At 71.0% G+C, this 20349-nt stretch carries 26 protein-coding genes; 13 read left to right on the plus strand and 13 right to left on the minus strand.

Annotated elements, in window-relative coordinates; genetic code table 11:
- Window position 1: 1 nt before the first annotated feature.
- Window positions 2-283: a DUF397 domain-containing protein gene (locus ABT137_RS06490; RefSeq protein ID WP_351703389.1), complete on the minus strand. Its 282-nt coding sequence runs from the start codon at window positions 281-283 to the stop codon at window positions 2-4.
- Window positions 265-1107 carry a helix-turn-helix domain-containing protein gene (locus ABT137_RS06495; protein WP_351703392.1) on the minus strand — a complete coding sequence of 281 codons (843 nt, stop codon included), beginning with the start codon at window positions 1105-1107 and terminating at the stop codon, window positions 265-267. The genes ABT137_RS06490 and ABT137_RS06495 overlap by 19 nt, the downstream gene beginning before the upstream one ends.
- A gap of 176 nt (window positions 1108-1283) precedes the next feature.
- On the opposite strand from ABT137_RS06495, the gene ABT137_RS06500 reads away from it, so the two are divergent.
- Together ABT137_RS06500 and ABT137_RS06505 are read left to right on the plus strand one after the other, a co-directional pair.
- Window positions 1284-1652: a hypothetical protein gene (locus ABT137_RS06500; RefSeq protein WP_351703395.1), complete on the plus strand. Its 369-nt coding sequence runs from the start codon at window positions 1284-1286 to the stop codon at window positions 1650-1652.
- Window positions 1649-1882, plus strand: a complete 234-nt coding sequence (locus tag ABT137_RS06505; protein WP_351703398.1) for a DUF7848 domain-containing protein — start codon at window positions 1649-1651, stop codon at window positions 1880-1882. The genes ABT137_RS06500 and ABT137_RS06505 overlap by 4 nt, the downstream gene beginning before the upstream one ends.
- Before the next feature lie 44 nt (window positions 1883-1926).
- Here the strand turns inward: ABT137_RS06505 and ABT137_RS06510 are convergent, their stop codons facing one another.
- Window positions 1927-2079: a hypothetical protein gene (locus ABT137_RS06510; protein ID WP_351703401.1), complete on the minus strand. Its 153-nt coding sequence runs from the start codon at window positions 2077-2079 to the stop codon at window positions 1927-1929.
- Between the two features lie 297 nt (window positions 2080-2376).
- A complete protein-coding gene (locus ABT137_RS06515; protein WP_351703404.1) occupies window positions 2377-3399 on the minus strand; it encodes a LacI family DNA-binding transcriptional regulator in 1023 nt (340 codons plus the stop codon).
- A gap of 238 nt (window positions 3400-3637) precedes the next feature.
- Between ABT137_RS06515 and ABT137_RS06520 the strand changes: the two genes are divergently transcribed.
- Window positions 3638-4426 (plus strand): TIM barrel protein, encoded by a 789-nt coding sequence (locus ABT137_RS06520; protein WP_351703406.1) that lies wholly within the window; start codon window positions 3638-3640, stop codon window positions 4424-4426.
- Here the strand turns inward: ABT137_RS06520 and sigJ are convergent.
- Window positions 4416-5456, minus strand: a complete 1041-nt coding sequence (gene sigJ, locus ABT137_RS06525) for an RNA polymerase sigma factor SigJ (RefSeq protein WP_351703409.1) — start codon at window positions 5454-5456, stop codon at window positions 4416-4418. The two genes, ABT137_RS06520 and sigJ, sit on opposite strands and share 11 nt — an antisense overlap.
- Window positions 5457-5618: 162 nt before the next feature.
- Between sigJ and ABT137_RS06530 the strand changes: the two genes are divergently transcribed.
- Together ABT137_RS06530 and ABT137_RS06535 are read left to right on the plus strand one after the other, a co-directional pair.
- A complete protein-coding gene (locus ABT137_RS06530; RefSeq protein WP_351703412.1) occupies window positions 5619-6674 on the plus strand; it encodes a nuclear transport factor 2 family protein in 1056 nt (351 codons plus the stop codon).
- 50 nt (window positions 6675-6724) lie between these two features.
- A complete protein-coding gene (locus tag ABT137_RS06535; RefSeq protein ID WP_351703417.1) occupies window positions 6725-7087 on the plus strand; it encodes a DsrE family protein in 363 nt (120 codons plus the stop codon).
- 26 nt (window positions 7088-7113) lie between these two features.
- On the opposite strand, the gene ABT137_RS06540 is transcribed toward ABT137_RS06535, so the two are convergent.
- The 8 genes from ABT137_RS06540 to ABT137_RS06575 all read right to left on the minus strand — a co-directional run bounded on the left by ABT137_RS06540 (window position 7114) and on the right by ABT137_RS06575 (window position 12538).
- A complete protein-coding gene (locus tag ABT137_RS06540; protein WP_351703420.1) occupies window positions 7114-7377 on the minus strand; it encodes a DUF3099 domain-containing protein in 264 nt (87 codons plus the stop codon).
- A 271-nt stretch (window positions 7378-7648) separates the two neighbouring features.
- Window positions 7649-7936 (minus strand): DUF1416 domain-containing protein, encoded by a 288-nt coding sequence (locus tag ABT137_RS06545; protein ID WP_093501297.1) that lies wholly within the window; start codon window positions 7934-7936, stop codon window positions 7649-7651.
- Between the two features lie 51 nt (window positions 7937-7987).
- The gene (locus ABT137_RS06550) at window positions 7988-8827 is read right to left on the minus strand and encodes a sulfurtransferase (protein ID WP_351703423.1); all 840 of its coding nucleotides are present in this window, start codon (window positions 8825-8827) and stop codon (window positions 7988-7990) included.
- Between the two features lie 121 nt (window positions 8828-8948).
- Window positions 8949-9029: an Ms5788A family Cys-rich leader peptide gene (locus ABT137_RS06555; RefSeq protein WP_350751515.1), complete on the minus strand. Its 81-nt coding sequence runs from the start codon at window positions 9027-9029 to the stop codon at window positions 8949-8951.
- A 201-nt stretch (window positions 9030-9230) separates the two neighbouring features.
- Window positions 9231-9968, minus strand: coding sequence for an LmeA family phospholipid-binding protein (locus ABT137_RS06560; RefSeq protein WP_351703426.1), 738 nt, complete (start codon window positions 9966-9968; stop codon window positions 9231-9233).
- A 274-nt stretch (window positions 9969-10242) separates the two neighbouring features.
- Entirely contained in the window at window positions 10243-11370 is a 1128-nt protein-coding gene (locus ABT137_RS06565; RefSeq protein WP_351703429.1) for a hypothetical protein, read from the minus strand.
- 9 nt (window positions 11371-11379) lie between these two features.
- Window positions 11380-11634 carry a MoaD/ThiS family protein gene (locus ABT137_RS06570; protein WP_093501288.1) on the minus strand — a complete coding sequence of 85 codons (255 nt, stop codon included), beginning with the start codon at window positions 11632-11634 and terminating at the stop codon, window positions 11380-11382.
- A 67-nt stretch (window positions 11635-11701) separates the two neighbouring features.
- The gene (locus ABT137_RS06575) at window positions 11702-12538 is read right to left on the minus strand and encodes an alpha/beta hydrolase family protein (RefSeq protein ID WP_351703432.1); all 837 of its coding nucleotides are present in this window, start codon (window positions 12536-12538) and stop codon (window positions 11702-11704) included.
- 179 nt (window positions 12539-12717) lie between these two features.
- On the opposite strand from ABT137_RS06575, the gene ABT137_RS06580 reads away from it, so the two are divergent.
- The 8 genes from ABT137_RS06580 to ABT137_RS06615 all read left to right on the plus strand — a co-directional run bounded on the left by ABT137_RS06580 (window position 12718) and on the right by ABT137_RS06615 (window position 20247).
- Window positions 12718-13506 (plus strand): response regulator transcription factor, encoded by a 789-nt coding sequence (locus tag ABT137_RS06580; RefSeq protein ID WP_351703435.1) that lies wholly within the window; start codon window positions 12718-12720, stop codon window positions 13504-13506.
- 107 nt (window positions 13507-13613) lie between these two features.
- Window positions 13614-14636 carry a LacI family DNA-binding transcriptional regulator gene (locus ABT137_RS06585; protein ID WP_351703438.1) on the plus strand — a complete coding sequence of 341 codons (1023 nt, stop codon included), beginning with the start codon at window positions 13614-13616 and terminating at the stop codon, window positions 14634-14636.
- A 281-nt stretch (window positions 14637-14917) separates the two neighbouring features.
- The gene (locus tag ABT137_RS06590) at window positions 14918-16087 is read left to right on the plus strand and encodes a S1C family serine protease (protein ID WP_351703441.1); all 1170 of its coding nucleotides are present in this window, start codon (window positions 14918-14920) and stop codon (window positions 16085-16087) included.
- Between the two features lie 31 nt (window positions 16088-16118).
- Window positions 16119-16352, plus strand: a complete 234-nt coding sequence (locus tag ABT137_RS06595; RefSeq protein ID WP_351703444.1) for a hypothetical protein — start codon at window positions 16119-16121, stop codon at window positions 16350-16352.
- Window positions 16353-16457: 105 nt separating this feature from the next.
- Window positions 16458-17192: a response regulator transcription factor gene (locus ABT137_RS06600; RefSeq protein ID WP_089101736.1), complete on the plus strand. Its 735-nt coding sequence runs from the start codon at window positions 16458-16460 to the stop codon at window positions 17190-17192.
- On the plus strand, window positions 17189-18643 hold the full coding sequence (locus ABT137_RS06605) for a HAMP domain-containing sensor histidine kinase (RefSeq protein ID WP_351703447.1): 1455 nt from the start codon (window positions 17189-17191) through the stop codon (window positions 18641-18643). Before ABT137_RS06600 ends, ABT137_RS06605 begins: the two co-directional genes overlap by 4 nt.
- 179 nt (window positions 18644-18822) lie before the next feature.
- Window positions 18823-19566: a PH domain-containing protein gene (locus ABT137_RS06610; RefSeq protein ID WP_351703450.1), complete on the plus strand. Its 744-nt coding sequence runs from the start codon at window positions 18823-18825 to the stop codon at window positions 19564-19566.
- Window positions 19567-19641: 75 nt separating this feature from the next.
- Complete coding sequence (locus ABT137_RS06615; RefSeq protein ID WP_351703453.1) at window positions 19642-20247, plus strand: hypothetical protein; 606 nt, start codon at window positions 19642-19644, stop codon at window positions 20245-20247.
- Window positions 20248-20349 lie beyond the last annotated feature (102 nt).

Below are 20349 nucleotides of genomic sequence, written 5' to 3' on the forward strand. Positions count from 1 at the left end.
GTCACTTTCGTGTGCGGGCGGCGAAGTCGACGAACGCCGACCAGGCGGAGGCTTCGAAGAGGAGGGTTCCGCGGGAGGGGGCCTTGCTGTCACGGACGGGGACGAGGGAGGGGAGACCGGCGGCTGCTTCGAGGCATTCGCCGCCAGCTGTGTTGCTGTAGCTGCTCTTGTGCCAGGAGGCGGTGGCCAGGAGATCGTCGGAGACCTCGACGCAATCGCCGCCACTCGTGTTGCTGTAGCTGCTCTTGCGCCACGTGACACCACTCAGGTCGACGGCTCGCACGGCACTTCCTCCAACATCCGCAGGATGAACTCGCGTGACTCGGCCGGTGAAAGCGCGAGGTCGCGCATCGCATCGTACCTACGCAGTAGCAGCTCAACTGAGGCGTTTTCTTCCACCAGTTCACCACGTAAGTCGTTCTCGGTGTAGGCGACCGTACGGCCATCCGGCAACCGTAGGAACTTCACAGAGGTATTCATCAGGCCGTGCGGTCCAGAGCTGAACGGCAGCACCTGAAGCGTGATGTTCGGGCGCTCGGCGGCTTCTGCCAGGTGCTCCAGTTGCTCCCGCCACGCCCTCAAGTCGCGCAGTGACGTGTGCAGCACGGCCTCAGACAGGATGACTCGGAACATCGGCGGGTCGTCACCCTCCAGCAGTTGACGGCGCCCTACGCGCGCCTCCACCTGCTGCTCCAGTTCGGCACCCTCGATCCACCCCACCGAGAGTGCCTCACGGGCGTATCCGGCCGTCTGAAGCAGGCCCGGCGGTGAACTCACGGCGTAGTGCCACAGACTCACCGCCTCCGCCTCCAACACCATGTACCGCCGGTACTGCTCCTTGAACTGCGACGGATCCCCAACCGCCAACTCCCACAAGGCCAGCAACAGCCCAGGCGTCCCATAGAACTGATCCAGCGCCTCCACGACCTCCGGGCTCCCCAGAGTCCGGCCGCTCTCCATCTTCCCGAAGTTGGACGCGTCCCAGCCCAGTTCCTCGGCCAGCCCCTTTAAGCTCACCCCCCTGTCCGCCCGCAGCAACCGCAACTCCTCCGCGAACCGCTGCCTCGGCTCCTGACTGCGCCCCGTCACCACCCGCCTCTGCGGCACCGCACCCCTCCCTGACTCCCCGTGGAATTTGTGGAATTAGCGCCGCCAGACGGGGAAGAACCGCTCCTCCTCGGCGCGCCGACCCCACCTCCCGGCCATCCTCGTAGCAGCCTCGACACGCAGAGTAGTCCAACTCTCGCATTTCGTATAGATGTTGGACAAAAGGAGCAAATGCCATGGAGCCCGGAACCCTGCTCTACGACACCGCCACCGACCAGGTCGGCGAGTACCGGGACCAGTCGGGGCCGTACGCGATGCTGCGTCCCGTGGGGGGAGGGAGAGAGTGGCAGGCCCATCCGTCGACGCTGCGGCCCGCCACCGACAGAGAGCGGCTCAGTGCGGGCGTACGGGCGGCGAACGACCGTACCTGGGCCGTGCCGCCGGACCCCGAGGACCTCAGCCGCCCGCCGTGGCCCGTGCCCGGCTGCGCCGAGTGCACGCACCTCGACGACCGGCGGGAGACCGCCCGCGCCACCCACGACCACAGCGCGGCCACCGACGCGAACGTGCTGCTGCGGCAGCACCAGCGGGCGGAGCACCCGTGACCCGCCGTGTCTTCCGGTACGTGCCGTACGTGATCGTGCAGGACGCGGGTGCCGCACCCGAGTACGCGGCGCGGTGCGTGTCGGGCGACGAGGAGGACTGCGGGGCCGAGTCGGGGGCGCGCGGGCATCCGGCGGAGGTGGAGGAGTGGCAGCGCAGGCATACGCAGGAGACGCGGCACCTGCGCTATCGGCGCGTCTTCGCGGACTACGCGGTGCTGACCCCGGTTTGAGCCGTTCGGCGGGCCCCTGCCGTTGGCTGTCGACTCCGGCGCGCTCACGCCACCGCGGAGCCCTCGCCCGGAGGCCGGCGGATCAGGTGCAGACAGACGACCGAGGCGACGACGGTCCGCCGTTCGGAGGCGTCCAGGCGGGGCGTCATTTCGACGACGTACTGCTGCAACCCGATCCACGAGTCGATGGTGCTCACCTCGACCCGGCCGAGGATCTCCGGCGAGGGGTCGCCGCTTTCCGGGTCGGTCTCCGTGAGGCGCCATTCGGCGGACGCCGCACTCAGCCGCGTGAGGAGGAGTTGGCGTCCTTGTTCCGTCCGGATGCTCAGCTGCCGGGACTTGACGAGTCCACGGGCACCGGCGGTGCCGATCTCCCGGATCGGGTTCCGTCACCGGTCTTCCCTCCCCCGCCCCGGCTTCCCCTCGACCGGGTACGTCCACTGTCGCCGAGAACCTGTCGGACTCCCACCCGTCGGGTACACATCGACGCCACGCTAGCGAGGTGCCGTGGTGCCCCGGACGACCAGACGCGGTGCGACCACGTCCTCGCGGCTCGGAGGCACGTTGCCCTCCAGGCGGCCCGTCACCGCCGCGACCGTGAGTTCGGCGATCCGCGGGATGTCCTGGGCCACCGTCGTGAGGTCGATGTGGGGCAGGCGGGCCATGCGGCTGTCGTCGAAGCCGACCACGGAGATCTCGCCGGGGACCTGGACGCCCGCGCGGAAGAGCGCGCCGAGCAGGCCGGTGGCGCAGGCGTCGTTGAAGGCGAGGACCGCGGTGGGCCACGGGGCGGCGTCGACGATGGCGCGGGCGGCCGCCGCGCCGTCCTGCTCGGTGAGGCCACCGGGCAGGATGCGGATGCGGTCGGCCAGGCCGTGGTCGGTCATCGCGGTGCGGTAGCCGCGACGGCGTTCGGCCGCGCCCGGCGCCCGGCCGCCGTCGATGTGGAGGATGTCGCGGTGGCCGAGCGCCACGAGGTGGTCGACGGCCTGGCGGGCGCCCTCGGCGTCGGCGGTGCGCACGACCTGGACGCCGGGGACGGCCGGGCGCAGGCGACGGGCCACGGAGGCGACGGGCAGCAGGGCGGCGAGTTCGGCGAGGCGGGGGGCAGGCGCCTGGGGGCCGACGAGGATCAGCGCCTCGCAGCGGTCGCCCAGCAGCGACTCGACGGCCTGGCGCTCGCTGCGGCTGGCGGCGACCGCGCTGAGGGCGAGTTGGTAGCCGGCGGCCTCGGCCGCGGAGTAGAGGCGCTCCACCAGGTCGGTGTGGAAGGGTTCCTGGATCTCGAACTGCACGCCGATGAGATGGGTGCGGTTGCTGCGGAGCAGGCGGGCCCGGGAGTCGGGGCGGTAGCCGATCTCCTGGGCGGCCCTCAGGACGCGTTCGCGGGTGGCGGTGCTCGCGCCCTTCACGCCGCGCATCACGATCGACACCAGCGCCGTGGAGACACCGGCGCGGGCGGCGACGTCGGCGAGGGTCGGCCGGCGGCCGTCGGGAACCGCGGGGGTCGGTGGCACGGCAGCCTCCCTGGTCCTCTGCGCTGACAGCCCGAAGGCGATCGTAGACGAGGGGCGAAGCCTCAGTTCAGGGCTACTGCAACGTTCTAGGCCCGCGGCAGATCCCATGTCTTGACATAGCTGCCACGGGCTGGCGTACTGACGGCAGCCTTCTAGAACGTTCTAGACGACCGGCAGGACTGGCTGCCTGGAACGTTCTAGGTGCGCGGCCCGCGACCCGAGAACCCTGAAGGGGCGAATGACCATGTTCACGCTGGCGGTCTGTGCCGAGATGGTCTTCCGGGACCTGCCCGTCGACGAGCGGGCGCGGCGACTGCACGAGGCGGGGTTCCAGGTCGAGATCTGGGACTGGACCCGGCACGACCTCGACGCGCTGGCTCGTACCCCGGCCGAGTTCGGCTCGATGACCGGGTACGTGCGGGGCAGCCTCACGGACCCGGACGGCGTGGCCGAACTGCTCCGCACCGCACGGGAGTCGATCGACGCGGCCGACCGGCTCGGCTGCCCGCGCCTCAACCTGCACGGCACCGGCCTGGACGGGGACGGGCTGCCCGTGGACCCGGTCAAGGGCGAGCCGACGCAGGAGATGTGGGCCGCCGCGCGGGACACCCTCACGCGGATCGCCGAGCTGGGCGAGCGGGCCGGGGTCGTCTTCACGCTGGAGAACCTCAACACGGCCGTCGACCACCCCGGCGTGCCGTTCGCGAAGGCCGCCGACACCCTGGCCCTGGTCGCCGCCGTGGACCGGCCGGGCCTGCGGATGAACCTGGACCTCTACCACGCCCAGATCGGCGAGGGGAACCTGATCGAGCTGGTCCGCAGGGCGCACGGCGCGGGCCTGATCGGCGAGATCCAGGTGGCCGACGTGCCCGGCCGCCGCGAACCCGGCACCGGCGAGATCAACTACCCGGCGGTCGCCCGCGCCCTGGCCGACCTCGGCTACGACGGCACGGTCGCGATGGAGGCCTGGGCGAGCGAGGACGGCGAGAGCGCGCTCCGCCGGTTCCGCACCGCGTTCACTCTGTGACCCGGGCCTGCCCCTCCTGCGGTCCGATCGGCTCGATCGGCTCGATCGGTCCGATCGGTCCGATCGGTCCCATCCGCCAGGGACGGAGCTTCTCCGGGTTCCGTACCGCCCAGATGCGCCTGATCCGGTCACCCGCGATCTCGAAGGCGAAGACGGTCGCGACCGCGCCGTCCTGTTCGGCGACCAGGCCGGGCAGGCCGTTGACCGTGCACTCCAGGAACGTCGTGCGGTGGCCCGCCACGCGCGCGATCTCCGCGTAGGCACGGGCGATCCGCTCACCGCCCACGATCGGGTCCAGGTGGGTGACGGCCAGCCCGCCGCCGTCGGCGGTCGCGGTGGCGTCGGGGTCGAGCAGGCCGATCAGGGCGTCGATGTCCTTGGCCTCCCAGGCCGTCCGGAACCGCCTGACGATGCCGGCCTGCCCGGCGCTCGGGCCCGCGGGGGCCTGCGCGGTGCGGATGCGGCGGCGGGCGGAGGAGGCCAGCCGGCGGCAGGCCGCCGGGGTGCGGCCGACGATCTCGGCGACCTCGCCGAACGGGTAGCGGAAGACGTCGTGCAGGACGAACGCGACGCGCTCGGCCGGGGTCATCGCGTCGAGGACGACGAGGAAGGCCATGGTCACCGACTCGTCGAGGGTGATCCGGTCGGCCGGGTCGGTCCCGCCGGAGCGCGCGGTGATCCATTCCGTGGGCTCGGGCAGCGGTTCGGGGATCCAGTCGCCCACGTACGTCTCCCGCCGGGCCCGCGCCGAGCCGAGCAGGTTGAGGCAGATGCGGCTGGCCACGGTCGTCAGCCAGGCGCCGGGCGATTCGATGGCCCGCCGCTCGGGTGCGGACATGGCGTACCAGCGGGCGTAGGTCTCCTGGACGACGTCCTCGGCGTCGGCGACGGAGCCGAGGAGCCGGTAGGCGAGGTTGATCAGCTGGCGGCGCTCGCTCATGACCGCGCCGAGGCCCGGATCGCTCCGCTCGCCCTGCTCGCCCTGCTCACCCTGCTCGCCGTGTTCGCCCTGCTCGGCTCCCGTGGTCATGGCCGGCCCGTCTCCCTCGCTCGCCCGTGTGCCTGTGCCCCTACCCGTTACGACAGAACAGCGCGCCGGAATGTGAGGCCGACGGGCCGCCTCACATTCCGCGGGGCTGCGTTGTCGTACCGGTGAGGACGACGACAACACGTCGACGGCGAGGGGACTTTCATGAACGACTTCCAGGCCATCGCGGACCGGGTCGAGATCGAGGCACTGCGCGGCGAGTTCACCGATGCGGCGATGATGCGCGACCGGCCCCGCCTGGCCTCGCTGTTCACCCCGGACGGCGCCCTGCGCATGCCCAACATCCCCGCCGAGCTGATCGGCCGCGAGGAGATCGTCGCCGGGGGTGAGCGGCTGCAGAGCCAGTGGGACTTCTTCGTGCAGAACACGCACCCCGGCACGATCCTGCTCGACGGCGACACCGCGACCGGCCGCGCCTACATCCAGGAGATCGCCCGCACCCTCGACGGCCGCCAGGGGCTCAACTACGCCGTCTACCACGACCGTTACCGGCGCACCGCGGAGGGCTGGCGGTTCGCCGAGCGGGTGTACGAGGTCAGGTACCTCGACACCTCCCCGCTGGCGGGCACGGCGCCCCAAGCGGCCCCTGCCTCCTCCTTCACCGACCCGGCACCGGCCCAACGACTGGAGCGGGCGGCCGCCGCGCTGCGTGCCAACGGCTTCGCCGCCGAGATCCTGGACGACACCGCGGCCGCGCGCGCCCGCGTCCGAGACCTGCTCCCCGAGGGCGCCTCCGTGTTCACCGGGGCCAGCGAGACGCTCCGGCTGTCCGGCATCGACGAGGACATCAACACCGGCGGCCGGTACGACGCCGTCAGGCCGCGCGTCCTGGCCATCGACCGGGCCACCGGCGCCGACGAGATCCGCAGGCTGGTGGCCAGTCCCGAGTACGTCGTCAACAGCGTCGCCGCGGTCACCGAGACCGGCTCGCTCGTCCTCGCCTCGGGCAGCGGCAGCCAGCTCCCCGCCAACGCGGGCGGGGCCGCCCACGCGGTGTGGATCGTCGGCGCGCAGAAGGTGGTGCCGGACCTGAACACGGCGCTGCGCCGCGTCGAGGAACACGCCCTCCCGCTGGAGGACGCCCGCGCCCGGGAGGTGTACGGGTCGCCCAGCGCCGTCAACCGGCTGCTCGTCCTCAACGCGGAACCCCACCCGGGGCGCGGCACCGTGCTGCTGCTCCGGGAGGCCGTCGGATACTGACGGCCGCGCTGCCCGGCGCGGGCGTCCTGGCCGATGGTTACGCTTCCGGTATGGCGAAGAAGCTGGTGATCAAGGTGACGGCGGGGGCGGACGCCCCTGAGCGGTGTTCGCAGGCGTTCACGGTGGCTGCGGTGGCCGTGGCGAGCGGCGTCGAGGTGTCGATGTGGCTGACCGGCGAGTCCGCGTGGTTCGCCCTGCCGGGCCGGGCCGCCGAGTTCGAGCTCCCGCACGCGGCCCCGCTCCCCGACCTGGTCGACTCGATCCTCGCGGGCGGCACGCTCACGCTCTGCACCCAGTGCGCGGCCCGCCGGGACATCACGGAGAAGGACGTCATCGAGGGCGTACGGATCGCGGGCGCGCAGGTCTTCGTGCAGGAGGCGATGGCGGACGGGACGCAGGCGCTCGTGTACTAGGCCGCTGCCAGGCCGCGCCGGACGGGCTAGGACCTCGGCCGCTTCTTGCCGTCCAGTTCGTCCCACCACTCGTCCGACTGCGGATCGCCGGAGGGGTCGTCCCACCAGCGGTCGTCGGGGCCGCGCCGGTTCGCGACCATCGCGGCGACCGGGGGGATGACCATGGCCACCACACACATCCCCACGGCGGCGGGGACGGACCAGATGCGTACGACACCCCACGCCAGGACGAAGAGACCGATGCAGATCCCCATCATGACGAAGTAGACGCGACGGCGACGGGCCAGCATGCATCCAGGGTAGGTCGGCACAGCGAGTCCGGCGCCATGGCGGAACCCCCGGCCCAACGCCCACCGCAGAGCCGACGGACGGAGTCCGGCGCAGCGGCCCCGAAGCCTGCGAAGCAGTGCGAGGGACGCGTCAAGAAGGGCCGACGCGACGGCGACGGGCCAGCATGCATCCAGGGTAGGTCGGCCGCGGGCGATGAGCGCGGGCCCGACAACGGCGAAGGGCCACGGCTTCCGGAGTGTGATCCGGAAGGCGCGGCCCTTACGGGTGTGCTCAGACCGCGATCGCGACCTCGGCGAGGCCGCCCTGCTGGGCGACGACCGTGCGGTCGGCGGTGGCGCCGGGGACGAGGGCTCGGACGGTCCAGGTGCCCTCCGCCGCGTAGAAGCGGAACTGTCCGGTGGCGGAGGTGGGGACCTCCGCGGTGAACTCGCCGGTCGAGTCGAGCAGGCGGACGTAGCCGACCACGGGCTCGCCGTCCTTCGTCACCTGACCCTGGATCGTGGTCTCACCGGGCTTGATCGTCGAGGGGTCCGGGCCGCCGGCCTTCGCTCCACACATACTGATACTCCAGAGGTCTTGAAAGGTCGGTCTGAGGTCTTGCCGGGGGTCTTACTTGTTGGCGCCGAGCTCGATCGGGACGCCGACGAGGCTGCCGTACTCGGTCCAGGAGCCGTCGTAGTTCTTGACGTTCTCGACACCGAGCAGCTCGTGCAGGACGAACCAGGTCAGGGCCGAGCGCTCGCCGATGCGGCAGTACGCGATGGTGTCCTTGGCGAGGTCGACCTGCTCCTCGGCGTAGAGCTCCTTGAGCTCGTCGTCCGACTTGAAGGTGCCGTCGTCGTTGGCGTTCTTCGACCACGGGATGTTGCGCGCGGACGGGACGTGGCCCGGACGCTGCGACTGCTCCTGCGGCAGGTGGGCCGGGGCGAGCAGCTTGCCGCTGAACTCGTCGGGCGACCGCACGTCGACGAGGTTCTGCGAGCCGATGGCCGCCACGACGTCGTCGCGGAAGGCACGGATGGCGGTGTTCTGCGGCTTGGCCTTGTAGGTGGTCTCGGTGCGCTCCGGGACCTCCTCGACCAGCTCGCGGGCGTCCAGCTCCCACTTCTTGCGGCCGCCGTCGAGAAGCTTGACGTTCTCGTGGCCGTAGAGCTTGAAGTACCAGTAGGCGTAGGACGCGAACCAGTTGTTGTTGCCGCCGTAGAGGATCACCAGCGTGTCGTTGGCGATGCCCTTCGCCGACAGGAGCTTCTCGAAGCCCTCCTGGTCGATGAAGTCGCGGCGGACCGGGTCCTGCAGGTCCTTGGTCCAGTCGATGCGGATCGCGCCTCGGATGTGGTTCTTCTCGTAGGCGGACGTGTCCTCGTCCACCTCCACGATCGCGATCTCGGCGTTGTCCAGGTTGTCCTGGACCCAGTCGGCGTCGACCAGGACGTCGCTGCGGCTCATGCTCTTTCTCCTCCGGGGCAGATGCGGCGGGGCGTGCGAGTGCGGGGGGTGCGCGTCAGAGCGCACGGATGCCCTCGGCAGGGAGGGCAGGGGGGATGCGGAGGCGGCGCGGCCTCCGCCGTCAGAAGGGGCGACAGAGCATGGCGGCGACGCGGCACAGGTCGACTGCCCGCCGCTTCGTGAGATCCGCCTGACGCTTCATGGGCTCGATCGTAGGGACGGATAACCGGGCATGTCACCGGCATGTCGTATGGTGAGACGCGATCGTCCGAATTGCGGGACGCGGGATGGTCCCGAGGCGTGGTTCCGGGGCGGCCGGGCGCCGGTATCGGTCATCACATCTACTGTACGGACGCAGCCGTCTCGCGTGGTGGAACGGCGCCGGTCCCCGCCGTGCCGCTTACTACCCGGCCAGCAGGACGTTCGAACCCTTCACCGCGATCTCCACACCGTCCTTCCCGGCCTCCACCGTGTCCAGCTTGATGCCGCCGGGGAGCTGGTTGATCGCCTGCTGGAAGTCGGAGGCCTGCCGGAAGCGGTCCTCGGCGAGGCCGACACCGGCGAGTTTGGGGAGGTTGTCGGCGTGCACCTGGACGGTGTTGTCCTTGACGGTGACCGTGCTCAGGACGGTCGCCTTCTGGTGGGCGCTGACGCCGGGGATGGTGACGTCGACGGTGACCTTGATCTTGCCGTTGCCGCCGTAGGCGAGGCCGACGACCTGGCCGGTGAAGCCGAGGCCGAGGTCGGTGGGCTCCGTCTGGGCGTCCTTCAGCAGATCCGCGTAGGAGATGTGCGCGGTGCCGGTGGCGGTCTGCGCGGTGGCGGAGCTGTAGTCGCCGGTGAAGGTGACGTCCTTCATGTCGGCGTTCAGGTCCTCGATGCGGATGGTCTTGCCGGTGGTGCCGGTGGTGGCGTCGTACTCCTTGATGCCGACGTGCACGTCGTCGAGGGTGCCGCTCGCGACCTGGGTGAGGAACGGGAAGCCCTTGATGGAGACGTCGGGGGTGCTCGCGAGGCCCTCCGTCGTCTTCAGCTTGTCGGCGGCCTCGCCCTGGGCGAAGTGCACGGCGACGCGGTCGACGATCACGAAGAGGACGCCGAGGACTACGACGACGATCAGAAAGATTCGCAGTGCACGCATGTGGTCGGTTTCCCCCGGGGTCGGCTGCTCTCACGTCGGTCCCGCCACGCTAACCCTGCGGGAGCGGGCCGACGGGAGATTGTCGAGCAGCTGTGACAGTGGGGGCGCTGGTGGTGCCGGGGGCTGCCGCCCCCAGACCCCCGCAACAGGGGGTGAACCGGTCCGTGTCCGGCGCGGGACGGTGGGGGCTGGTCGCGCAGTTCCTCCCCCAGCCTTCGGCCGGGGGTACCCCCAGCGCCCCTGACGGGGCGCTGCCCCGCCTGGGTGGGCAAGGTCAGTGGAGGATCCACACCACCGGGGCCGCCGCCGTCAGGGGGAGGGCCACGCCTGCTGTGAAGTGGACGAACCTCGACGGGTAGTCGTAGCTCGCCGCGCGGTGGCCGACGAGGGCGCAGACCGCGGCCGACGCTCCGATCAGCGCACCCTTCGCGCCCAGCCCCGTCATGCCGCCCACCGCGATGCCCGCGCCGGCCGCGGCCAGCAGGGACACCACCACCGAGGCCGGGGTCGGCAGGGGCAGCGCCCGGGCCAGGACCGCCACCGCGACCGCGGCCGCGCCGACCGACACCGCATCCGGGTCCGCGCCGAGGTAGCCCGTCGCGATGATCGCCAGTGCGGAGGAGGCGACCGTGGCCATCAGGCCGTACATACGGGTGTCGGGGTCCGCGTGCGAGCGGAGCTGGAGGACGAGGGTGAGGAGGACCCAGATGCCCAGGGGGCCGAGGATCGCCGCCGGGGCCTGGTCGCGGCCCGCCACCAGGACCGCCACGTCCGCCGTGACCCCGCCCAGGAAGGCGAGCGCGATGCCCTGCCGGGCCGGCCACATGCCGTTCAGCCGGAACCAGCCCGCCGCCGTCACGGCCTGGAGGATCACCAGGGGGATGACGAGGGCGTACGACGAGATCGGCGCCGTCACCGCGAGCAGCAGGCCCAGCAGCGCCGTGAGCAGCGCCGGCTGCATCCCGGGCTCGATGATCGGCGAGCGGCCCTCCAGGCGGGCCCGCTGGGCGTCCGTGACGCGCGCGTTGCCGGCGAGGGTCGCGGGACCGTACCCCGTGTCAGATTCGGCAGGGGCAGGGGCAGGGGCGGGAGCCGGGGCCGGAGGCGCACTGTAGGCCTGCGGCTGCTGCGGCTGCTGCTGCTGCTGCTGCTCGGCGACGTACGGCCGTTCGTAGGACTGCGGCGGCAGGTACGCCGTCTCCGCGGCCGCCGCCATCGGCGGAGCGGCCGCGGCCTGCACCGGGGCGTGCGTCTGCGTCTCCCACGTCTGGCCCTGCCACTGCTGCGTGGCGTACTGCTGCTCGTCGTACCCCCACTGCGGCTGCGCAGGGGGCTGCGGCTGCTGCGGCGGTTGCTGGTACGGGTCGTAGCCCTCGTACGGCTCGTACGGCTGGTTGGTCATCGCTCTCGCTCACCCTCCTGCGAACGGCGGGAGCACCTCGACCGTGCCGCCCTCGGCCAGCCGTACCGTCTCATGTCCGCGCGTGCCCACGGGGTCACCGTCGATGAGGAAGGAGCATCGCCGCAGGACGCGCGCCAGTTCCCCGGGGTGTCGCGTGCGCACCGCGGCCAGCGCCTCGGCGAGGGTGTCCGCGTCGTACGGCTCCTCGGCGATGCCGGCCGCCGCCTTCGCGGCGGCCCAGTAGCGCACCGTGACCTTGGGCATCCGGTTCCTCAAGAGACTCGATAAGAACAATCAGTCGGCTGTGTACCTGTCTGTGTACAGGGTCAGGCTAGCCCGCCCGCATGGCCGCCCAGTCGCCGATCCTGGCCAGCAGCCGGTCGTCCGCCGCGTGTTCGGCGTGGCCCATGCCGGGCTCCAGCCAGAGCTCGGCGGCGCCACCTGCGGCGTCGGCCAGCATCCGGGGGTGGTCGACCGGGAAGTAGCCGTCGCTGTCGCCGTGCACGATCAGCAGCGGGGTCGGGGCGATCTTCGGCACCGCCTCCACCGGGGCGAGCGGCACCGGGTCCCAGTCGCGGTAGTGGATCCGGGTGTGGAAGCCGTAGCGGCCGACCAGCCGGCCCTCGGGTCTGGTGACCAGCCAGTGGACGCGGCGCATGGGGGCGGTGCCGCGGTAGTACCAGCGGGCGGGGGACGACACGGAGACGACCGCGTCCACACCGGCGTGCAGCGCCGCGTGCCGCAGGACCACCGAGCCGCCCATCGAGAAGCCGACGGTGACGACGCGCGCGTGGCCGAGGTCCCGGGCCCACGCCACCGCCGCCGCCAGGTCGAGGACCTCGCGGTCGCCGACGGTGGTGCGGCCGGCGGACCGGCCGTGGCCGCGGAAGGAGAAGCTGACCACCGGCGCGTAATCCGTCAGGGCGGCCACCACCCGTCGTACATGTGGCCGGTCCACGTCTCCCGTGAAACCGTGGGCCATGACGAACACCAGGTCACGGGAAGGTGACCGGGAGCCGTCGTATACAACGGAGGCGGGATCGTATACGGAATCGATGGAAACCCCGTCGTCCGTGCGCAGAAACGTCCGCATAGAGGCGTTTCTGCTCGTCTCATATGTCGGACGAACGACGGAACGTGCCACATGACCTGCCGGACCGATGCTCATGTGGGCTATTCTGCTGGGCAGAGGACTCGGGCAGCGCCGCCACCGGGTCCTTTTGTGCTTTCGGAAGGGCTGTATACGAAGCGGGAAACTCCAGGTGACCGCGGGTGTACGGAACATCGGGAGCGCAGCGCAGTGTCGTTGCACACAGTCCTCGCAGGGACCGAGGAGGAACCAGACATATGAGTTCTCTGCTGCTCCTGACCAACGCCCTCCAGCCTTCGACGGAGGTGCTGCCGGCCCTCGGCCTGCTCCTGCACAACGTGCGGGTCGCACCGGCGGAAGGGCCCGCCCTCGTCGACACCCCGGGTGCCGACGTCATCCTGATCGACGGTCGCCGCGACCTCCCGCAGGTCCGCAGCCTCTGCCAGCTGCTCCGCTCCACGGGCCCTGGCTGTCCGCTCATCCTCGTCGTGACGGAGGGCGGGCTCGCCGCCGTCACCGCCGACTGGGGCATCGACGACGTCCTCCTCGACACCGCGGGCCCCGCCGAGGTCGAGGCCCGGCTGCGGCTGGCCATGGGCCGGCAGCAGATCGTCGCCGACGACTCCCCCATGGAGATCCGCAACGGCGACCTGTCGGTCGACGAGGCGACGTACAGCGCGAAGCTGAAGGGACGGGTCCTCGACCTCACCTTCAAGGAGTTCGAGCTGCTGAAATACCTCGCCCAGCACCCCGGCCGGGTGTTCACTCGTGCACAGCTGCTCCAGGAGGTCTGGGGCTACGACTACTTCGGCGGCACCCGGACCGTCGACGTGCACGTACGACGGCTGCGCGCCAAGCTCGGCGTGGAGCACGAGTCCTTGATCGGAACCGTCCGGAACGTCGGTTATCGATTCGTTACGCCGGAGAAGGGCGAGCGGGGTGAGCGGGCCGGTGACGCGGCCAAGGCGCACGCCGACCGGCCAAAGCCGGAGGATGCGGACGCATCGGCGGCCCTGGACGCGGTCGAGGTGCCGGCGGAGGCGTAGTCGTCGTCCGGGCGAGGCATGGCCGTCGCCCGGACGGGGCATTGCTTACGCAAGCGAAGCTTCGATTCGCCCTGCCCAGAGCGGGTCCATCCGCGTAGACTCCGCGCGTGGCCAAGGTGACTCGGGATGATGTGGCGCGGCTGGCGGGGACTTCCACCGCCGTTGTCAGTTATGTCATCAACAACGGACCCCGGCCGGTCGCCCCGGCCACGCGCGAGCGTGTCCTCGCGGCGATCAAGGAACTGGGGTACCGCCCGGACCGGGTCGCCCAGGCGATGGCGTCCCGGCGCACCGACCTCATAGGCCTCATCATCCCGGACGCCCGCCAGCCGTTCTTCGGCGAGATGGCGCACGCGGTCGAGCAGGCCGCGTCCGAGCGCGGAAAGATGGTGCTGGTCGGGAACACCGACTACGTCGGCGAGCGCGAGGTCCACTACCTGCGCGCGTTCCTCGGGATGCGGGTCTCGGGCCTCATCCTCGTCTCCCACGCACTCAACGACCTGGCCGCCGCCGAGATCGAGGCCTGGGACGCCCGGGTGGTGCTGCTGCACGAGCGGCCGGAGGCGATCGACGACGTGGCGGTGGTGACCGACGACCTCGGCGGCGCGCAGCTCGCCGTCCGCCATCTGCTGGAGCACGGCTACGAGTACGTGGCCTGTCTGGGCGGTACGGCGGAGACGCCGGCCGTCGGCGACCCGGTCTCCGACCACGTCGAGGGCTGGAAGCGGGCGATGGCCGAGGCGGGCCTGCCGACGGAGAGCCGGCTGTTCGAGGCGCCGTACAACCGGTACGACGCGTACAAGGTCGCCCTTGAGGTTCTCGCCGGCCCCGACCGTCCCCCGGCGATCTTCTGCTCCACCGACGACCAGGCCCTCGGCGTGCTGCGGGCGGCCCGCGAGCTGCGCATCGACGTGCCCGGGGAGCTGGCGGTGGCCGGCTTCGACGACATCAAGGAGGCGGCGCTGGCGGATCCCCCGCTGACGACGATCGCCTCGGACCGCCCGGCGATGGCCCGGGCGGCGGTGGACCTGGTCCTCGACGACGGGCTGCGGGTGGCGGGGTCGCGGAGGGAGCGTCTGAAGACGTTTCCCTCGCGGCTGGTGGTGCGTGGGTCTTGCGGGTGCATGTAGTTCTTCGACTGCGGGTGCTTCGTGGTTGCTCGCGCAGTTCCCCGCGCCCCTGAAGGGGCGCGGGGCTGTATCTATATGCGGCTCCGCCGCGTGGGCGCGACCAGCCCCCACCGGCCCGCAGCCACAGGATCCACCGGACTCACAGCAAAGCCTTCATTAACCCCGTCTAAGAACCGCCCGCGACCTGCGAGAAGGTTCCTTATATCGGGCAAACGAGCTTCTCGCGGCGTTCTCAGCGGGCACTCAGGAGGCTCTCATGGTCGCGGGACAAGCTACTTGTCATGACCGAGAGCTTCCGCCGCAGCGGCGAGTACGAGAACCCCCAGGGTCCCCAGGGTGACGCCTACCAGGGCGCGTACCCCCAGCAGCAGCACGCCTCCTCCCCCGTGAACCCGGAGTGGCCGCCCCCGCCCACCCACCAGCCGGCGCAGCAGCCGGTGACCGTGGAGCCGGCGGCCGACGGCGGCCAGGGCGGCTACGGCGGCGGTACGGCCGTACTCCCCACCGTCGGCGCCGACGCCGAGCACCCGGCGGAGCACCCGGAGCACTCGGCCCACGCCAAGAAGAAGCGCACCCGGGGCCCGATAGCTCTCCTCGCCGCGGTCGCGATCGTCGCGGCTGCGGTCGGCGGCGGCACCGCGTACGCCTTCCAGGAGCTGACCGGCAAGAACAACGTCGTCTCCAGCAGCACCACCACGAGCGTGGTGCCCTCCAGCAAGAAGGGCGACGTCGCCACGATCGCCGCCGCCGTCAGCCCGAGCGTCGTCGAGGTCAACGCGACCCTCAGCAACGGCACCTCCACCGGCTCCGGCGTCGTCATCACCAGCGACGGCGAGATCATCACCAACAACCACGTCATCTCCGGCGCCCAGTCGGTCAAGGTCTCCACCAGCGACGGCAAGTCGTACACCGCGAAGGTCGTCGGCACGGACAGCTCCAAGGACCTCGCCCTCCTCAAGCTCGAAGGCGCCTCCGGCCTCACTCCCGCCACCCTCGGCAACTCCGACGGGGTCCAGGTCGGCGACACGGTCGTGGCGATCGGCTCGCCCGAGGGCCTGACCGGCACCGTCACCAGCGGCATCGTCTCCGCGCTCAACCGGGACGTCACCGTCTCCACCGACGAGGGCCAGCAGCAGCAACAGCAGGGCAGCGGCGGCAGCGGCCAGTGGCCGTTCTCCTTCGGCGGCCAGCAGTTCAACGGCGACACCGGTTCGTCCACCACGACCTACAAGGCGATCCAGACCGACGCGTCCCTCAACCCCGGCAACTCCGGCGGCGCGCTGATCGACGCCAGCGGCGACATCGTCGGCATCAACTCCGCGATGTACTCGGCCAGTTCCGACTCCTCGTCGTCCTCCTCGGACGCGGGCAGCGTCGGCCTCGGCTTCGCCATCCCGATCAACACCGTCAAGTCCGACCTGGCCAAGCTGCGGTCGGGCTCCACCAGCTGAACCACCCGGCACCAGAGCAAGGGAGTACGTCATGATCAAGCAGGTTTCGCACACGATGGCCGCCGACAGCCCGGCCGGTTTCAGCCTGGCCCTTGCCGTGGCGTACGAGCTCCACGCACCGACGGAGGCGCCGGTGGCCCCGACCCCGGCCCCGCGCGCCCCGGAGGTCGTACCCGCCCCGCAGCTGATGGGCCTGCGCACCTCCGCGGCCCGGCCGCACCAGCGCAAGGTGCCGCTGAGCCGCATGACCCTGGTGCGCGGCTAGGGGCGTACCGCCCCACCGGCGTGCATACCCGACAGCCCGGAAACATGCGAGGCTGAGAGGCGCCCCACCCGCCCAGGACCACCACACCCCGAGGAACCGCGAGCGATGAGCCCCGCCGATGGCGACCGTGAACCCCAGCGCATCCTGATCGTCGACGACGAGCCTGCCGTACGCGAAGCCCTTCAGCGCAGCCTCGCCTTCGAGGGGTACGAGACCGAGGTCGCGGTCGACGGCGCGGACGCGCTGGAGAAGGCGACCGCATACAAGCCGGACCTGATCGTCCTCGACATCCAGATGCCGCGCATGGACGGCATGACGGCCGCCCGCCGCATCCGCGGGGCCGGCGACACCACCCCGATCCTGATGCTGACGGCCCGCGACACGGTCGGCGACCGCGTCACCGGCCTCGACGCCGGGGCCGACGACTACCTGGTCAAGCCCTTCGAGCTCGACGAACTCTTCGCCCGCATCCGCGCTCTCCTGCGCCGCAGCTCCTACGCGGCCACGCTGGCCGACGGCGTCCAGGAGGACGAGGCACTCACCTTCGGCGACCTGCGCATGGACCTCGCCACCCGCGAGGTCACCCGGTCCGGCCGCCAGGTCGAGCTGACCCGCACGGAGTTCACCCTCCTGGAGATGTTCATGGCGCACCCGCGCCAGGTCCTCACCCGCGAGCAGATCCTGAAGGCCGTCTGGGGCTTCGACTTCGAGCCCTCCTCGAACTCCCTCGACGTCTACGTCATGTACCTCCGCCGCAAGACCGAGGCCGGCGGCGAGCCGCGCCTCGTCCACACCGTGCGCGGCGTCGGGTACGTCCTGCGCCAAGGCGGCGCGGAGTGAACAGGCTCACCGCCCGCTTCCGCACCCTCCCGATCCGAGCCCGCCTGTCGATGCTGGTCGCGGCGGCGGTGGCGTTCGCGGTGGCGGCGGTTTCGGTGACTTGCTGGTTCATTGTGCAGGAGAAGCTGTACAACGAGGTCGACAACGACCTCCAAAAGGTTTCGGGCATGCGGGGTCCACAGCTCGGCGACATCGCGGACGCCCTCAAGAACTGCCAGCAGACCACGCAGGGCACGCTCACCGGGTTCCGGAACAGCTACTCACAGGCGATCAAGGCTGACGGCACCGCCTGCGTCACGCAGAACTCCGCGGGCACCATCAAAGTCACCCAAGCCGACAAGGACGTCATCACGAAAGCCAGCAGCGGAAAGGGCCTTCTCCGTAACGGCGTCGACACCCACGGCAACGCTGTGCGTGTACTGACCCTTCCGGCTCCGTTCGTGGTCACGGATACAAACACCGGCACAAGCTCTGGTACAGCCCTGATGGTGGCTGTCCCACTGAAGGGCACCCAATCCACCCTTAACGAGCTGGCTCTGGTTCTCCTCTTGGTCTCCGGCATCGGAGTCATCGGCGCCGGAGCCGCAGGCCTCGCCGTCGCCCGTGCCGGTCTCCGCCCCGTCGACGAGCTCACGGAGGCCGTCGAGCACGTCGCCCGTACCGAGGATCTGAGCGTCCGCATCCCGGTGGAGGAGGAGTCGGACGACGAGATCGCCCGGCTGTCCCGCTCCTTCAACAGCATGACCAGCTCTCTGGCCAGCTCCCGGGAGCTCCAGCAGCAGCTCATCGCGGACGCCGGCCACGAACTCCGCACCCCCCTCACCTCCCTCCGCACGAACATCGAACTCCTCACCCGCAGCGAGGAGACGGGCCGCCCGATCCCCCCGGCGGACCGCAAGGCGCTGCTCGCCTCGGTGAAGGCGCAGATGACGGAGTTGGCGTCGCTGATCGGCGACCTCCAGGAGCTGTCCCGCTCGGAGGGGCAGCGTGGTGAGCGCGTGCAGATGGTGGCCCTGCAGGACACGGTCGAGGCGGCCCTGCGCCGCGCCCGCCTGCGCGGCCCGGAGCTGACGATCACGGCGGACGTCCAGCCGTGGTTCGTCCGGGCGGAGCCCTCCGCCCTGGAGCGGGCGATCGTCAACATCCTCGACAACGCCGTGAAGTTCAGCCCGGAGGGCGGCAAGATCGAGGTCACATTGGAGCGCGGCGTCCTGACGGTCCGCGACCACGGCCCCGGCATCCCGGAGGACGAACTCCCCCACGTCTTCGACCGCTTCTGGCGCTCACCGAGCGCGCGGGCCCTGCCCGGCTCGGGGCTGGGTCTGTCGATCGTGGCGCGCACGGTTCAACAGGCGGGCGGCGACGTCACCCTGGCCCGCGCGAACGGCGGCGGCACGCTGGCGACGGTACGACTGCCGGGGGCGCCTACGGCTCCGCCGGAGGCGGTGTAAGAGGTTCACGACCACGGAAAGCACTGATCGCAGTCGCTGGACCTGGCACTGACCCGCCATTCAACGTCGCCGGCGGCGCCCTTCTCCTCAGCCCGAACCGCTTCCCGAGGCCACAGAGGGCCGTCTTATCCTCTCCCCAGTCGCGCACCCGTTCGGTGCGTCTGGGGAGGGGCACGAACGTGGACGAGGGTGGAGTCGAGCGGGAGTACCGGAAGCGGCGGAAGCAACCCCGGACGCAACTCCTGCTTCTGGGGCTGCTGATGATGAACGCGTTCGTCCAGACCAGCCGGGTCGACTCCGACGGCGACGCGAGCGGGTTCCGGTGGGGGCCGCCGGTCGTGGTGCTGCTGTTGGCCGTGGCGATCGCGCGGATCGCGCTGGAGTACTTCCGGGCGCACACGAGGGTCACGGCCGCCGGCATCACCGCGCAGGGGCCGGTGCGCGCGCGGACCTGGGCCTGGTCCGAGGTGTACGACATCCGGGTCGAGCAGGCGCCGCGCGGTTCCGGGCGGGCGGCCCCGCAGTGGCTCACCTACCTGTACGACTTCCAGGGCCGTCGCTTCCTGCTCCCGCACCTCAACGACTGGCAGGTGGACGATCCCTACGCCGAGGTCGCGGAGCTGTGCCTGGCCGCCGCCCCGCTGCGCAGCCTCACCTGGGAGCGCCGCCCGGACGTCGAGGAGCGGATCCTGCGCGGGGCCATGCGGCGCAGGGCGTGGACGTGGGGGACGTACGGCGCGATAGCGGTCTTCTGCCTTTCGTTCGTGGTTGATATCTGGCGGGTCGCCGTGGGGCGTCCGGACCATCCGTTCGTGCTGATGGTGTGCGTGCCCGTGGCCTCGGGCGTCGCCCTGGCCGCCGTACTCCAGTGGTTGTGGACCGCCCGGCCGCCGCGGACCGGAGTGGCGCAGGGGCCCAACTGACGTCATGGAAAGCTGTCTTATTCTCTCCTCTGTCGTGCACCTGATCGGTGCGCACGTCCGAGGAGGGGGGCCTCGATGGGGGAGGCGACAGGCGTGGAGCGGCTGTACCGGAGACGGCGGCGGCTGCCGGGGGTGTTCTTCGGGACGGCAACCGCGGTGCTCGCGGTGGGGCTCCTGGAGATACTCGGCACGGATGACAGCCGGCTGCGCAGATGGGGCCTGCTGGGGCTCGGGCTGGTCTTCGTGGGGATCCTGGTCAAAGTCCCGTTGGATCACTACCGGGCGTACACCCGGGTCACGGCCGACGGCGTCACCGCACAGTGGGCCGTGCGCTCACGCACCTGGACCTGGCAGGAGGTGTACGACATCCGGGTCGAGCGCGTCCAGGGCGAGAAGGCCGGGGCGATGTACCCGACCTGGATGACCTACCTGTACGACTTCGAGGGCCGCCGCTACTCGCTCCCGCAGGTCACCGACTGGCAGCTGGACGACCCGGTCACCGAGATCTCCGTCCTCCGCCTGGACGCCGCACCGCACCGCGGGCTCCGCTGGGAGCAGCGGCATGACGTCGAGGAGCGGATCGTGCGGCGGACGGCGCAGCGCAAGGCACGCATCCAGAAGGCGGTCTGGGCCATGGCGCTGGTGATCGTAGCCGCCGTTCTCGTTGTCAGCCGGCCGTGACGCCGGGCGCCGGCGACATCCGGGTCGAGCGCCGCAGCCGTCTCCCTAGCCGTAGCCCATCCACATCCCACCCCCAGCCCCGTCACAGCCCCTCGTCACACT

It is taken from the genome of Streptomyces sp. NPDC001980 (genome assembly GCF_040296885.1).
GTDB lineage: Bacteria > Actinomycetota > Actinomycetes > Streptomycetales > Streptomycetaceae > Streptomyces.

What these genes read in the sequence shown, in the direction of transcription:
- ABT137_RS06560 (WP_351703426.1), bottom strand. Translation starts at nt 9,968, where the DNA reads ATGCGTGCACTGCGAATCTTTCTGATCGTCGTCGTAGTCCTCGGCGTC.
- ABT137_RS06545 (WP_093501297.1), bottom strand. Translation starts at nt 7,936, where the DNA reads ATGTGTGGAGCGAAGGCCGGCGGCCCGGACCCCTCGACGATCAAGCCC.
- ABT137_RS06500 (WP_351703395.1), top strand. Translation starts at nt 1,284, where the DNA reads ATGGAGCCCGGAACCCTGCTCTACGACACCGCCACCGACCAGGTCGGC.
- ABT137_RS06520 (WP_351703406.1), top strand. Translation starts at nt 3,638, where the DNA reads ATGACCATGTTCACGCTGGCGGTCTGTGCCGAGATGGTCTTCCGGGAC.
- ABT137_RS06600 (WP_089101736.1), top strand. Translation starts at nt 16,458, where the DNA reads ATGAGCCCCGCCGATGGCGACCGTGAACCCCAGCGCATCCTGATCGTC.
- ABT137_RS06540 (WP_351703420.1), bottom strand. Translation starts at nt 7,377, where the DNA reads ATGCTGGCCCGTCGCCGTCGCGTCTACTTCGTCATGATGGGGATCTGC.
- ABT137_RS06530 (WP_351703412.1), top strand. Translation starts at nt 5,619, where the DNA reads ATGAACGACTTCCAGGCCATCGCGGACCGGGTCGAGATCGAGGCACTG.
- ABT137_RS06570 (WP_093501288.1), bottom strand. Translation starts at nt 11,634, where the DNA reads ATGCCCAAGGTCACGGTGCGCTACTGGGCCGCCGCGAAGGCGGCGGCC.
- ABT137_RS06535 (WP_351703417.1), top strand. Translation starts at nt 6,725, where the DNA reads ATGGCGAAGAAGCTGGTGATCAAGGTGACGGCGGGGGCGGACGCCCCT.
- ABT137_RS06575 (WP_351703432.1), bottom strand. Translation starts at nt 12,538, where the DNA reads ATGAGCATCGGTCCGGCAGGTCATGTGGCACGTTCCGTCGTTCGTCCG.
- ABT137_RS06565 (WP_351703429.1), bottom strand. Translation starts at nt 11,370, where the DNA reads ATGACCAACCAGCCGTACGAGCCGTACGAGGGCTACGACCCGTACCAG.
- ABT137_RS06555 (WP_350751515.1), bottom strand. Translation starts at nt 9,029, where the DNA reads ATGAAGCGTCAGGCGGATCTCACGAAGCGGCGGGCAGTCGACCTGTGC.
- sigJ (WP_351703409.1), bottom strand. Translation starts at nt 5,456, where the DNA reads ATGACCACGGGAGCCGAGCAGGGCGAACACGGCGAGCAGGGTGAGCAG.
- ABT137_RS06580 (WP_351703435.1), top strand. Translation starts at nt 12,718, where the DNA reads ATGAGTTCTCTGCTGCTCCTGACCAACGCCCTCCAGCCTTCGACGGAG.
- ABT137_RS06550 (WP_351703423.1), bottom strand. Translation starts at nt 8,827, where the DNA reads ATGAGCCGCAGCGACGTCCTGGTCGACGCCGACTGGGTCCAGGACAAC.
- ABT137_RS06590 (WP_351703441.1), top strand. Translation starts at nt 14,918, where the DNA reads ATGACCGAGAGCTTCCGCCGCAGCGGCGAGTACGAGAACCCCCAGGGT.
- ABT137_RS06595 (WP_351703444.1), top strand. Translation starts at nt 16,119, where the DNA reads ATGATCAAGCAGGTTTCGCACACGATGGCCGCCGACAGCCCGGCCGGT.
- ABT137_RS06615 (WP_351703453.1), top strand. Translation starts at nt 19,642, where the DNA reads ATGGGGGAGGCGACAGGCGTGGAGCGGCTGTACCGGAGACGGCGGCGG.